Source organism: Nocardia implantans, assembly GCF_035544775.1.
GTDB classification, from domain to species: domain Bacteria; phylum Actinomycetota; class Actinomycetes; order Mycobacteriales; family Mycobacteriaceae; genus Nocardia; species Nocardia implantans.
The window spans coordinates 44,889-57,753 of sequence record NZ_JAYKYQ010000012.1 but is presented as its reverse complement, the minus strand read 5'-3'; the positions used below and the strand labels follow the sequence as shown (position 1 = coordinate 57,753).

General features: G+C 71.1%; 15 protein-coding genes. 5 read left to right on the top strand and 10 right to left on the bottom strand.

Features of this window, described 5'->3' with window-relative positions; translation table 11 throughout:
* The first annotated feature begins 45 nt into the window (after positions 1-45).
* From U3653_RS26125 to U3653_RS26115, 3 genes are all read left to right on the top strand, one after another.
* Positions 46-501 carry a peroxiredoxin gene (locus tag U3653_RS26125; protein WP_195082716.1) on the top strand — a complete coding sequence of 152 codons (456 nt, stop codon included), beginning with the start codon at positions 46-48 and terminating at the stop codon, positions 499-501.
* A gap of 60 nt (positions 502-561) precedes the next feature.
* Positions 562-1,116 (top strand): permease, encoded by a 555-nt coding sequence (locus U3653_RS26120; protein WP_195082715.1) that lies wholly within the window; start codon positions 562-564, stop codon positions 1,114-1,116.
* A gap of 172 nt (positions 1,117-1,288) precedes the next feature.
* Positions 1,289-1,747, top strand: coding sequence for a MarR family winged helix-turn-helix transcriptional regulator (locus tag U3653_RS26115; protein ID WP_195082837.1), 459 nt, complete (start codon positions 1,289-1,291; stop codon positions 1,745-1,747).
* A gap of 6 nt (positions 1,748-1,753) precedes the next feature.
* Here U3653_RS26115 and hisI read toward each other — a convergent pair whose 3' ends face one another.
* From hisI to priA, 5 genes are read right to left on the bottom strand one after another with little or no spacing between them, the layout of a single operon-like run.
* On the bottom strand, positions 1,754-2,101 hold the full coding sequence (hisI, locus tag U3653_RS26110; RefSeq protein ID WP_195082714.1) for a phosphoribosyl-AMP cyclohydrolase: 348 nt from the start codon (positions 2,099-2,101) through the stop codon (positions 1,754-1,756).
* Between the two features lie 52 nt (positions 2,102-2,153).
* Positions 2,154-3,098, bottom strand: a complete 945-nt coding sequence (locus tag U3653_RS26105) for a TIGR03564 family F420-dependent LLM class oxidoreductase (RefSeq protein WP_195082713.1) — start codon at positions 3,096-3,098, stop codon at positions 2,154-2,156.
* Between the two features lie 59 nt (positions 3,099-3,157).
* A complete protein-coding gene (hisF, locus tag U3653_RS26100; RefSeq protein WP_067809507.1) occupies positions 3,158-3,931 on the bottom strand; it encodes an imidazole glycerol phosphate synthase subunit HisF in 774 nt (257 codons plus the stop codon).
* Positions 3,932-3,935: 4 nt separating this feature from the next.
* Positions 3,936-4,751 (bottom strand): inositol monophosphatase family protein, encoded by an 816-nt coding sequence (locus U3653_RS26095; RefSeq protein WP_195082712.1) that lies wholly within the window; start codon positions 4,749-4,751, stop codon positions 3,936-3,938.
* Positions 4,748-5,479, bottom strand: coding sequence for a bifunctional 1-(5-phosphoribosyl)-5-((5-phosphoribosylamino)methylideneamino)imidazole-4-carboxamide isomerase/phosphoribosylanthranilate isomerase PriA (gene priA / locus U3653_RS26090; protein WP_039797252.1), 732 nt, complete (start codon positions 5,477-5,479; stop codon positions 4,748-4,750). Before priA ends, U3653_RS26095 begins: the two co-directional genes overlap by 4 nt.
* Positions 5,480-5,746: 267 nt before the next feature.
* On the opposite strand from priA, the gene U3653_RS26085 reads away from it, so the two are divergent.
* Both U3653_RS26085 and U3653_RS26080 read left to right on the top strand, forming a co-directional pair.
* The gene (locus U3653_RS26085) at positions 5,747-6,265 is read left to right on the top strand and encodes a nuclear transport factor 2 family protein (protein WP_195082711.1); all 519 of its coding nucleotides are present in this window, start codon (positions 5,747-5,749) and stop codon (positions 6,263-6,265) included.
* A gap of 381 nt (positions 6,266-6,646) precedes the next feature.
* On the top strand, positions 6,647-7,108 hold the full coding sequence (locus U3653_RS26080) for an Rv1363c family protein (protein ID WP_195082710.1): 462 nt from the start codon (positions 6,647-6,649) through the stop codon (positions 7,106-7,108).
* A gap of 43 nt (positions 7,109-7,151) precedes the next feature.
* Here U3653_RS26080 and hisH read toward each other — a convergent pair whose 3' ends face one another.
* From hisH to U3653_RS26055, 5 genes are all read right to left on the bottom strand, one after another.
* Positions 7,152-7,787, bottom strand: coding sequence for an imidazole glycerol phosphate synthase subunit HisH (gene hisH / locus U3653_RS26075; RefSeq protein ID WP_195082709.1), 636 nt, complete (start codon positions 7,785-7,787; stop codon positions 7,152-7,154).
* Entirely contained in the window at positions 7,784-8,398 is a 615-nt protein-coding gene (hisB, locus tag U3653_RS26070) for an imidazoleglycerol-phosphate dehydratase HisB (RefSeq protein WP_195082708.1), read from the bottom strand. The genes hisH and hisB overlap by 4 nt, the downstream gene beginning before the upstream one ends.
* Before the next feature lie 44 nt (positions 8,399-8,442).
* Positions 8,443-9,576: a histidinol-phosphate transaminase gene (locus U3653_RS26065; protein WP_195046268.1), complete on the bottom strand. Its 1,134-nt coding sequence runs from the start codon at positions 9,574-9,576 to the stop codon at positions 8,443-8,445.
* Complete coding sequence (gene hisD / locus U3653_RS26060) at positions 9,573-10,910, bottom strand: histidinol dehydrogenase (RefSeq protein ID WP_195082707.1); 1,338 nt, start codon at positions 10,908-10,910, stop codon at positions 9,573-9,575. The genes U3653_RS26065 and hisD overlap by 4 nt, the downstream gene beginning before the upstream one ends.
* 229 nt (positions 10,911-11,139) lie before the next feature.
* Positions 11,140-12,771 (bottom strand): serine/threonine-protein kinase, encoded by a 1,632-nt coding sequence (locus tag U3653_RS26055; protein WP_195082706.1) that lies wholly within the window; start codon positions 12,769-12,771, stop codon positions 11,140-11,142.
* Positions 12,772-12,865 lie beyond the last annotated feature (94 nt).

The following is a 12,865-nucleotide window of genomic DNA, read 5'->3' as shown; positions in this document are numbered from 1 at the left end:
CGCGAGATACCCGTTCGCACCGACCGCGCGGTAGTGTTCCCGGGTATGCAGCAAGGACAGCTCGCCCCTGACTTCGAGCTTCCCGATCAATCCGGCGCTCCCCGCTCGCTCGACGCTCTGCTCGCGGACGGCCCGCTGGTCCTCTTCTTCTATCCCGCGGCCAATACGCCCGTCTGCACGGCTGAGGCCTGTCACTTCCGTGACCTGGCCGCCGAATTCGCCGCGCTCGGCGCCACCTGTGTCGGCATCAGCACCGACAACGTGGACACCCAGGCCGGATTCGCCGCGAAGCAGCGCCTCGGCTACCCGTTGCTCTCCGACGCCGACGGCGCCGTCGCCGCGAAGTTCGGCGTCAAGCGCGGACTGCTGGGCAAACTCGCGCCGGTGAAGCGGCAAACCTTTGTCATCGACACAGACCGCACCATTCGCAAGGTCATCACCGGTGAGCTGCGCGCCGCCGTGCATGCCGACGAAGCACTGAACTACCTGCGCAGCCGCTAGTCGCGCGCCGCGCCGCGTTCGCAGCCACGGTCGGGCAATGCCGCGGCCTAGGCTAGATCCATGACTTCCACCGAGGGTCAGCCGGTCGAGCGCAAATCCACGGCATCCGCCTGGCGCACCCGGATCATCGGCGGTGCGGCGCTAGTGGCCGTCCTCGTCGTCCTGTACTTCATCCTGTCGGCGTTCATCCCGCGCTGGTGGGCGCAGCGGGTCGGATCGATGGTGCACGGAAGTTTCGCCAAGGGCATCGGTTGGGGCCTGTGCTACGGCGGATTGTTCACCATCCTCACGCTTTTCCTGCTGCTTTTCGCCGTGCTGGTGTGGCGGCGCAAAGGGGGTAGGTTCGCGGCGGGCGCGGCCGTGGTCGTCGCGATCCTGTTCGCGCTGCCCAGCCTGATGACGCTGACCATCGTGCTGGGCAACAGCAGCGCCGCGCACGCGGGTGAGCGGATCCTGGATGTCGACGCGCCCGCGTTCCGTGGCGCGATGCTCACCGGCGCGGTCATCGCGACGCTGCTGTTCCTGCTCGCCGTCGCGCTGTGGCTGCTGCGCAGGTGGCGGCGCACGCACCCGGGCACGCCGGAAACCGAGGACACGACGTCGCGGCCCGTGTGAGTGAACTCACCTCACGCAGCATCTTTATGACGGTCGAGCGAAGTCGTGGCAAACTCGATGTCGCGGGTGACTGTGCACGCGAATCCACGTCACTCGGCTTGAAAGAAGGCACACAGTGACGAAGTGGCTCGACCCGGTCGAACAACGCGCGTGGCGTGCGATCGTGGCGCTGATGACGCGGCTGCCAGGAGCTCTCGACACCCAGCTGCAGCGCGAGTCCGGCGTGACGCATTTCGAGTACTGGGTGTTGACACTGTTGTCGGAGGAACCGGGCCACCGACTGCAGATGAGTGAGCTTGCCCACAAGGCAAATGCATCGTTATCGCGGTTGTCGCATGTGGTGTCCAAGCTGGAGCGCATGGGCTGGGCGCAGCGTTCGGTGACGGCGGGGCGGCGCGGCGTGCACGCCGTTCTCACCGACGACGGGTACCGCAAGGTCGTCGAAGCCGCACCCGGGTATCTGGAAGCCGTGCGGCACTTGGTCTTCGACGGCTTGGACGAGGCGCAGAAGGCGCAGGTCGCCGAACTCGGCGAGCTGCTGGCCGCGCGGCTGGCCGACGCGCTCGACCGGCTCGGCGAACTCACGCCCGCGAACCGCGACGATTCCCAGCGCCGGAACGGGGACTCCTGAGCGGGTTCAGGAGCGCGCGGCCAGCAGGACGTCCGAGTCGAAGCAGGTGTGCGTGCCGGTGTGGCAGGCCGCGCCTTCCTGGTCGACGATCAGCAGGATCGTGTCGCCGTCACAGTCGAGCCTCACTTCGTGCACGTACTGGGTGTGGCCGGAGGTCTCCCCCTTGACCCAGTACTGCCGCCGCGACCGCGAATAGTACGTGGCCTTACGGGTTTCCAGGGTGCGCGCCAGCGCCTCGTCGTCCATCCACGCGACCATCAGCACGTCGCCGGTGGCGCGTTCCTGCGCGACGGCCGACACCAACCCGGCGTCGTTGCGCTTGAGACGGGCGGCGATGGCGGGGTCGAGACTCATGGCACCGTTATAACAGGAGCGTCCGCGAGCAGGCGCGACCGGAGTGCCGCGATCAGCCCACGCGGGAGCGCTGGAGTTCGCCGAGCACCTCCCAGGTGCGTCGCTGGTCCTCCGGCGTGGTCAGATCGGTCTGCGCGAACACCACCTCCGTCGCGCCCGCCGCGAAGTACTCCGCGACGCGGGCCGCGATCAATTCCTCGTCGCCGATCGCCACCAGGTCGGCCGCCCGCGACGCGCCGGACAACTCGATCACCCGCGCGTAGGACGGGATGTCGTCGTAGAACGCCGTCTGGGCCGCGGCGGCCGCACGGGCGGCGTCGACGTCGGCGGTGACCACGCCGGGGACCAGGACGGTGATTCGCGGCGCGGGGCGACCGGCCCGCTCGGCCGCCGCGGTGATGGGTGCGACGATGTGCTCCCCCAGCGCCTTCGGGCCGACCAGGTAGGGCAGGGTGCCGTCGGCCAGCTCACCGGTGACGCGCAGGGCCTGCGGGCCCATGGCGGCCACCAGGATCGGCGCGGGCGGACGCGCCCCGGCCACCGCGGCCGGCAGCGGCGCCGCGGCGGTGAGCGTCTCGCCGTGGAAATCCACCGTGCCGGTGTGCAGGACGGTGCGCAACGCGGTGAGGAACTCGCGCAGTCGGGTGATCGGCCGGTCGAAGGATCCACCGAACACCGGTTCGGCGAGGAATCTCGCGCCGAGGCCGAGCCCGAGGGTGAACCGGCCTCCGGTGGCCGCCTGCGCGGTCTGCGCCTGACTGGCGATCAGCAGCGGATGACGGGCGGTGATCGGCACCGCGGAGGTGCCGACCGTCAGTCCGGGCACGGCACGGCCGACGATCCCCGCCAGCGCGATGGCGTCGTAGCTGAGCCGCTGGCCCAGCCACACCGACGAGACTCCCGCGGCGGCCGCCGCCGCACCCAGCGCCACCGCCGTGTCCACGGCGTTGCCGGTGGCATCGATGGCCGACGGCGAGAGCACGATTCCGATGGTCATGCCCGATGCAACCGCACCGGGACCACCCGCCTTCCTGCGCGGCGGATTTCCGCCAATCGCTACCGGATGACGATCTTCTCCGCCCGCATCGAGTCCTTGACCTGGCCGATGGTGAGATCACCGAAGTGGAACACACTGGCCGCGAGCACCGCGTCGGCGCCCGCGTGCACCGCGGGGGCGAAGTGCTCGACCGCGCCCGCGCCGCCGCTGGCGATCACCGGCACGGTGACCGCCGCCCGCACGGCGCGGATCATCGGCAGGTCGAAACCGGCTTTGGTGCCGTCGGCGTCCATCGAGTTGAGCAGGATCTCCCCGACACCGAGTTCGGCGCCGCGCACGGCCCATTCGACGGCGTCGATGCCGGTGCCGCGTTTGCCGCCGTGCGTGGTCACCTCCCACCCGGACGGGGTCGGCGGCTGCCCGTCCGGCACGGTGCGCGCGTCCACCGACAGCACGATGCACTGGGAGCCGAAGCGCTCGGACATCTCGCGCAGCACTTCCGGCCGCGCGATCGCGGCGGTGTTCACCGAGACCTTGTCCGCGCCCGCGCGCAGCAGGCGGTCCACGTCCTCGACCGTGCGCACCCCGCCGCCGACGGTGAGCGGGATGAAGATCTGCTCGGCGGTGCGGGTCACCACGTCGATCATGGTGCCGCGGTCGCCGGTGGAGGCGGTCACGTCGAGGAAGGTCAGCTCGTCGGCGCCCTGCGCGTCGTAGAGCGCGGCCAGTTCGACGGGATCGCCCGCGTCGCGCAGGTTTTCGAAGTTGACGCCCTTGACCACGCGTCCCGCGTCGACGTCCAGACACGGGATCACCCGTACGGCCAACGTCATTGCCTCACCCTTTCTCCGCGGCCGCCGGGTCGGCGACCGTGCAGATCATGTCGAGCAGTTCTTCGTGCACGCCGGGCGCGGCCGCCAGCACGGAGCCGGAGGCGATGGTCCACGGCCTGCCCACCAGGTCGGTGACCACTCCGCCCGCCGCGCGCACCAGGGCGACGCCCGCCGCGTTGTCCCAGGGATGATGCCCGAACACGATCGCGCCGCCGAGCACGCCAGAGGCGGTGAACGCCAGATCGATGCCGGTCGAGCCGTGCATGCGCACCCGGGAGGACAGCCTGCTCAGCGGGCCGAGCAGGTCGAAGCGGAACTGGCCGGGGATGCGGCCGTGCGAGTCGACGTTGAACGCGCCGAAGCCGATCATCGCCTCGGCCAGTCTGCCGCGCGGCAGCGGCGGCAGCGCTCGGCCGTTCAGCAGCACGGGGCCGCCGGTCATGGCGGCGTAGCGGCGGCCGAGCAGCGGTAGCCAGGTCAGCCCGAGCACCGGCTCCCCGTCGCGGACCAGCGCCAGCAACATGCCGGAGAGCGGATGCCCGGACGAGTAGTTGAAGGTCCCGTCGATCGGGTCGAGCACCCATGCGGTGCCCGAGGTGAGCTGCGGCCCGCCGAATTCCTCACCGTGCACCTCGATGCCGGTGCGCCTGCGCAGTTCGGCGGAGACGGTGCGCTCCAGTTCCAGGTCCAGCTCGGTGGCGAAGTCGTTGCGGCCTTTGCTGACCGCGCTCGGCGCGCCGATGCCCTCGATGAACCGAGGGCGCACCGAGTCGAGGACCTCGCTCGCCTCCGCGAGCAGTCTCGACAGATCCTGGGTCATCTCACCGCGGCCAGCGCCTCGGGCAGGGTGAACCGGCCCGCGTAGAGCGCCTTGCCGACGATCGAGCCCTCGACGCCTTCCGGCACCAGTTCGGCGATCGCGACCAGGTCCGCGATGGTGGAGACGCCGCCGGAGGCGATGACCGGGGCGTCGGTGGCCGCGCAGACCTCGCGCAGCAGGTCGAGGTTCGGGCCGGTGAGCGTGCCGTCCTTGGTCACGTCGGTCACCACGTAGCGCGAGCAGCCGTCGCGCTCCAGGCGCTCGAGCACCTCCCACAGGTCGCCGCCGTCGCTGACCCAGCCGCGGCCGCGCAGCCGGTGCTCGCCGTCGACGATGCGCACGTCGAGGCCGATGGCGATGCGCTCGCCGTGCCGGGCGATGGCCTTGGCGCACCAGACCGGGTCCTCCAGCGCGGCGGTGCCGAGGTTCACCCGGGCGCAGCCCGTGGCGAGGGCCGCCTCCAGGCTTTCGTCGTCGCGGATGCCGCCGGACAGTTCCACCTTGACGTCGAGTTCACCGACGACGCCCGCGAGCAGTTCCCGGTTCGAGCCGCGTCCGAAGGCCGCGTCCAAGTCGACCAGGTGCACCCATTCCGCGCCCGCTTCCTGCCAGGCCAGCGCCGCCTCCCGAGGCGAGCCGTAGCTGGTTTCGCTTCCGGCTTCTCCTTGTACGAGGCGCACGGCCTCTCCGTTGGCGACATCGACGGCGGGTAGCAGCACAAGACTCACGAGAGCAGCCTAGTGGTTACCCGGCGGCGTCCGGGCGCAGGGCCTGGGCGGATGGGACCTCGATCACGGATCCGGACCGGTCGGCGCGCGCCGGTCGGCGCCCGCGATCGGTCCCCGTCTCGCAACGTACGGATCAGATCGGGGCGCAGGCACGGAGCACGTGCTGCGCGAGAACCACTCCCCCCAGACTTGTTGGGGCCACCCACGACCTGATACGTTGGCAGAGCCAACGTTGGATCAGCCAACATTTTTCGAAAGGTGCCTCCCATGCGCGGACTCCGGCTCGCCCTGCCCCTGCTGACCCTCCCGCTGGCCGCACTCACCGCGGCCTGCGCCTCCGCCACCGCGACGCCGACGGCGCAACTGCGGGAACTGATGGACCGTCAGGAGATCACCGCCTTGGTCGACCGACTCGGCCGTGCCCTGGACGAGGGACGCTTCGACGACCTGCGGGCGATCTACACCCCCGGCGCGACCGCGAAGACGCCCGGCGGCACGGCCGAGGGACGCGACGCGCTGATCACCCAGGCGAGCCGCAACCACGGCGAACACCTGCGCATCCAGCACGTCGTCGGCAACGTGCTGATCGACCTGCACGGCGACACGGCGGAGGTCAGGGCCAACCTGATCGCCACGTTCGCGCTCGCCACCTCCGATGGCACGCCTCCGCCGCCGGTCTACACCCTGGGCGAGGTCTACCGCTTCGACGCGGTCCGCACCGGCGAAGGCTGGCGCCTGTCCCGGGTGCAGACCACTCCCGCCTGGTCCACCGGCAAGCGCCCGTGATCACCGCGCGGCGAGCACGCGTGCGCGGTAGCAGGCCAGGGCGGCGAGCACCGCGCACCCCGTCGTCAGCGGAACAGTGACGCTTCTCATGTCGACCTCCTCGCGTCGACGGTAGATTCCGGGCCGCAGCCGGCGGATCCGGAACGAGCCCCCAATAGACGAGTCAGGGTCTACCCGGAAGCCGCCGGCCTCGAATGCCGGCCGGGGTTCGAGAACATCCCATGCGCGGCGATCCGCCCGCCCGCCCGGACCACGAAAACGTCACGACGGCGTGGAGGGGCGATTCGCCACGAGTTCGCCGCGAGCCGTGCCGCGCGGGCGGTATCGTCTCCGCTCGGTGATCATCCCGTTCGCCGCTTTCATTTCGCACCGAGGAAGTGCATGTCACGATCCAAACTCGCTGCCGCCCTGTCCCTTTCGGCAGCCGCCTGCTCCGCGGCCTTCGTCGCCGCACCCGCCGCCACCGCCGCGCCGCCCGAGGAGGCGCGCCTGGCCGGATGCGAATTCGGCTCCGCCGCGGCGACTTACGACTACGCGCGGTTCGGCGACCACGCCCGGCGGATGCTCGACCTCAGCACCGGGGAATTCCGGTCCGAGTTCGAGAGCTTCCGCGCCAACATCCAGTCGAGCGCGGAGGCCGCGCACATCCGCGCCGAGGCCAACTCGGCCGATTGCCGCATCGTCTCCGGTGACGACAACCGCGCCGAGGTGGACGTCGACGTGGTGCGGACCGTGACCAGCGACGAGACCGACGGTCTCCCGCAGACCGGCCGCATGTCGATGACCGTGACGGTGGAGCACGTCGACGGGCGCTGGCTGGTCAGCAAGGTCAGGAAGCACTGACCGAGCGGGCGGTCCCGTGCTCCCGGCGCGCGCGGGACCGGCCCTACAGCGCGTTCACCCAGTTGCGCAGCAGGTGGGCGCCGGCGTCGCCGGACTTCTCCGGGTGGAACTGGGTCGCCGACAGAGCGCCGTTCTCCACCGCCGCCAGGAACGGCACACCGTGCTCGGCCCAGGTCAGCTTGGGCGCGGCGAAGTGCTCGGCGGGCGGCAGATCCCAGCTCTGCGCGGCATAGGAGTGCACGAAGTAGAACCGGGTCTCGGCGTCCAAGCCCGCGAACAGCACGCTGTCGGACGGGGCGGAGACGGTGTTCCACCCCATGTGCGGCAGCACCGGCGCGGACAGCCGTTCGACCGTGCCGGGCCATTCGGCGCACCCGTCGGCCTCCTCGCCGAACTCGACGCCGCGCTCGAACAGGATCTGCATGCCCACGCAGATGCCGAGCACCGGCCGCCCGCCGGCCAGCCGCTGACCGATCAGGCGCTCGCCGCGCACCTCGCGCAGTCCCGCCATGCACGCCGCGAACGCTCCGACGCCGGGCACGACCAGACCGTCGGCGGCCAGCACCGTCTCCGGATCGGCGGTCACCTCGACCCGCGCGCCCGCCCTGGCCAGGGCGCGTTCGGCGGAGTGCAGATTCCCCGACCCGTAGTCGAGCAGGGCGACGGATTTGGCGGTCACAGCGTTCCCTTCGTCGACGGGATCCCGCTCACCCGGGGATCGAGCTCCACGGCGGTGCGCAGCGCGCGCGCCACCGCCTTGAATTCGGCCTCGGTGACATGGTGCTGGTCGCGGCCGTAGAGCACCCGCACGTGCAGCGCGATGCGCGCGTTCAGCGCGATCGACTCGAAGACGTGGCGGTTGAGCACAGTCGAGTACGGCGCGCCCGGCCCGGAACCGGGGATCACGGTGTGCACCAGATGATCCGGCTCTCCGGTGTGCACGCAGTAGGGGCGGCCGGACACGTCGACCGCGGCGTGCGCCAGCGTCTCGTCCATCGGGATGTAGGCGTCACCGAACCTGCGGATGCCCGCCTTGTCGCCCAGCGCCTTGCCCAGCGCCTGGCCGAATACGATCGCGGTGTCCTCGACGGTGTGGTGGGCCTCGATCTCGATGTCGCCCTCCGCGCGCACGGTCAGGTCGAAGCTCGCGTGCGCGCCGAGCGCGGTCAGCATGTGGTCGTAGAAGGGGACGCCGGTGGCGATCTCGGTCTTGCCGGTGCCGTCCAGATCCAGCTCGACGACGATGCTGGATTCCTTGGTGACCCGCTCCACCCGGGCGGTCCTACTCATGCTCACGTCCAATCGGGTCGGCGCCGAAGGCTGTCGGCGCTGGTTCATCGCGGTGCCAGGTCGGTGCCCGCCAGCAGCTCGCTGACCCGCAGCAGTTCGTCGTTCTCGGCGGCGAGGCCGATGGTGGTGCGCAGGTAGCCGGGCAGGCCGACGTCGCGGATCAGCACGCCGTGATCGAGATAGCGCTGCCAGGTGGCCGCCGCGTCGGTGAAGCGGCCGAACAGCAGGAAGTTGGCGTCGCTGGGGATCACGTCGTACCCGAGTTCCCGCAGCGCGGCCGCCACCCGGTCGCGCTGCGCGGCCAGTTCGGCCACGCTGCCGAGGGTCTCGTCGGCATGCCGCAGGGCCGCGCGCGCCGCGGCCTGGGTGACCACCGACAGGTGGTAGGGCAACCGCACCAGCAGCATCGCGTCGATCACCGCGGGCGCGGCGACCAGATAACCGAGCCGCCCGCCTGCGAACGCGAAGGCCTTGCTCATCGTCCTGGTCACCACCAGCTTCGCGGGGAACCGGTCGATCAGCCCGATGGCGCTGGGCTGCGCGGAGAACTCGCCGTAGGCCTCGTCGACCACCACGATGCCGGGGGCGGCCGCGAGGATGCGGGCCAGCTCGTCCTGCGGGATGCTGTGCCCGGTGGGATTGTTCGGGCTGGTCACGAACACCACGTCCGGCCTGCGCTCGGCGATGGCGGCCAGCGCGTGCTCGATGTCGAGGGAGAAGTCGGCGTTGCGCTCGGCCTCGATCCACTCGGTGTCGATGCCCTCGGAGATGATCGGGTGCATCGAGTACGAGGGCACGAAACCCAAAGCGCTGCGACCCGGCCCGCCGAAGGCCTGCAACAGCTGCTGCAGGATCTCGTTGGAGCCGTTGGCCGCCCACACATTGCCGGTCTGCACCGCGACGCCGGTCTGCGCGGTCAGATACCGCGCCAGGTCGGTGCGCAGCGCGACGGCGTCGCGGTCCGGGTAGCGGTGCAGGTCGGCGGCGGCCGCCCGGATCGACTCGGCGACGTCGTCGATCAGGGCCCGGCTCGGCGGATGCGGGTTCTCGTTCGTGTTCAGCTGCACCGGAACCGTCAACTGCGGTGCGCCGTAAGGCTTCTTGCCACGCAGATTGTCCCGCAGCGGCAGCTCGTCCAAGGTCAGGTCCGCGCCGGGCGCGCTCACCGCGCGGGTCACGACAGTGCCTCGAAACGCGCCTGCACGGCCTGGCCGTGGGCGGGCAGGTCCTCGGCGTCGGCCAGCGCCACCACGTGGCCCGCGACGTCCTTCAACGCCGCTTCGGTGTACTCCACGACGTGGATGCCGCGCAGGAAGGTCTGCACGCTCAGGCCGGAGGAGTGCCGCGCGCAGCCCGCGGTGGGCAGCACGTGATTGGAGCCCGCGCAGTAGTCACCCAGGCTGACCGGGGCGTACGCGCCGACGAACACCGCGCCCGCGCTGCGCACCCTGGCCGCGACCGCGGGCGCGTCGGCGGTCTGGATCTCCAGGTGCTCGGCGGCGTAGGCGTTCACCACGCGCAGGCCCTGCTCGATGTCGTCGACCAGGACGGTGCCCGACTGCTTGCCGCGCAACGCCTCGCTCACCCGGTGGGCGTGCTTGACCACCCCCAGCTGCGCGGTCAGCGCCGCGTCCACCGCGTCGGCCAGCTGCTCACTGTCGGTGACCAGCACACTCGCGGCCAGCACGTCGTGCTCGGCCTGGCTGATCAGGTCGGCGGCGACGTGCGCCGGATCGGCGGTCGCGTCGGCGAGGACGGCGATCTCGGTGGGCCCGGCTTCGGCGTCGATGCCGACCAGGCCGCGGCACAGCCGCTTGGCCGCGGTGACGTAGATGTTGCCGGGCCCGGTGATCAGATCGACCGGTTCCAGCTGCGCGCCGTCGGTGTCGACGCCGCCGTAGGACAGCAGCGCGACGCCCTGGGCGCCGCCGACCGCCCACACCTCCTCGACGCCGAGCAGCTGCGCGGCGGCCAGGATGGTGGGGTGCGGCAGCCCGCCGAACCGCGCCTGCGGCGGCGAGGCGACCACCAGCGAGCCGACGCCCGCGGTCTGCGCCGGCACCACGTTCATCACGACGCTGGACGGGTAGACGGCGTTGCCGCCCGGCACGTACAGGCCGACCCGCTCGACGGGCACCCAGCGTTCGGTGACGGTGCCGCCCGGCACCACCTCGGTGGTCTTGTCGGCGCGCCGCTGGTCGGCGTGCACCTTGCGCGCCCTGGCGATGGATTCCTCCAGCGCGGCGCGGACGGCGGGGTCCAGCCGCTCCAGGGCGGATTCCAGCTCGGCCGCCGGCACCCGCACCGTCGCCGGGATGACGCCGTCGAAGCGCTCGCTGAACTCCAGCGCCGCCGACACACCGTGATCACGGATCGCCTCGACCACCGGACGCACCTGATGCAGCACCGAGTCCACGTCGACTCCCCCGCGCGGCAGCGCGGCGCGCAGCTCGGCGACGGAGGGAGTGCGACCGCGCAGATCGACGCGGGCGAGCTCGATGCGGGTTGTCATGTGGTGTCGGTCCTTGTCTCCAGCTGATCGCGCAACAGGAAAGTTGCCGTTACCAGCCTAATGGGGCGACGCCAGCCGTTATCCGCGTGGTCCGGGCGGCGGGGGCGCAGGGGACCTGTGTGCGCAGGTCCGCGCGACGACGCCGTTACCGCGGCGGACCTGGGCGCGTCGCTTCATCGCTGGCCGGTGGTGTCCGAGCCGGTCGGCGAGGCCGGTTCCGGCGCTCGCGTCAGCGGGTGTCGCTGTCGATGAGCACGGACCCGTTGCCGGGGTTTATCAACCGGAGCGTCACCGACTTGTTCTGGCCGCCGTAGGTCACGCTGGCGACATTGACGTCCACCGAACCGTCCGCGTTGCTGCCCGAACCGCCACCGGCCGCGTCGACGGTGTTGAAGCCCGTGACCCGGTTCTGCGTCCAGTAGTCCTCGAAGGCCTGCTGGCTGCCGAACACCTGCTGGGCGGCGGGCGTCAGCTGCTTCCACGCGGCGGAGAAGCTCAAGTACGTCAGGTTGTTGTAGAAGTTCACCACCAGATCGATGGACTGCCGCGGGTCGGCCTTGCCGACGCTTTTCGTCTCGCCCACCGCGGCGGCGGCCGACGTCGTGTTCGCGCCCGGCCGCGTCGACGCGACCGCCGAGGACGTGCTGCCCTGGGCCGCGCTGGTGCCCGACCCCGACGAGCTCATCATGTTCACCGCGACGGCCACCACCACGGCGACCGCGCCGATCAGCGCGCCGATCAGGATCGCGCGGCGTTTGCCGCCCGATCCCTGCCGCTGCACCGGGCGCGGCTGCGCCATGGTGCGTGGATGCGACGCGGTGTCCGGCTGCGCCGGAGGCGGGGGCGTGGGTCGGGGTCGCGGCTGACGCTCGGTCGGCGTGTAGGGCGCCGAGGCCATCGCCGACGGCCGCAGCTCGCGGGTCGCCGATTCGGACTGGCCCGCCCGCGGCCGGGCGAACGCCTCGCTGGCTGGCACGAACCCGGCCGCCACCGGGGCGGGACCGGCGTCGGCGAACGCGGCGAGATGATCACGCGCCGCCCGCATGCTCGGACGCTCGCGCGGTTCGGGGCTGAGCAGGTCGAGCAGGAAATCCGTGGCGGGACCGGCGTTGCGCGGTTCGCTCAGCTGCCCGTTCGCGGCGGCGTAGAGCACTGCGAGCGGATTGGAGCCCGCCCCGTAGGGCGGTTCGCCCTCGAGCGCGTGGAACAGCGTGGCGCCCAGCGCGAACACGTCGGAGGCGGGGCTGGGATCGGATCCGCGGGCGACCTCGGGCGCGAGGTAGGCGGCGGTGCCGCAGATCAGTCCGGTCTCGGTGAGCGTGACGTCGCCGGTGGCGCGGGAAATGCCGAAGTCGGTGATCTTCACCGTGCCGTGATCGTCGAGCAGGATGTTGCCCGGCTTCACGTCGCGGTGCACGATGCCCGCCTGGTGCGCGGCGATCAGCGCCGAAGCGACCTGCTCGCCGATCCGCGCCACCTGGGTCAGCGGCAAGGTGCCCTGCGCGGCGATCACCGCGGCGAGGCTCTTGGATTTCAGGTACTCCATCACCAGGCAGGGGTCGCCCTCGTGCTCGGTGATGTCGAAAACGACGATCGCGTTCGGATGCTGGAAGCGGGCGGCGTTGCGCGCCTCCCGGATCGCACGCTGGCGCACCACGTCCCGTTCGGCCTCGGGCAGGCTCGGCTGGATGTGGATCTGCTTGACGGCCACGGAGCGCTGGAGGCGTTCGTCGACGGCACGCCAGACCACGCCCGTGCCGCCGCTACCAATCCGCTCGACCAGGCGGTAATGCTCCGCGATCAACTGACCGGTATCGATGGCGCCTACTCCGAACCTTCTCGAAATCGTGACATCCCGCATATTGATTACTCACGCGGTCCGGGGATGAGTGTAGCGGGCGCCGGAATGCTCGCACGCGTCAGCCGGGCCTTCTCGCCGCCCGCAATCGCCCGCC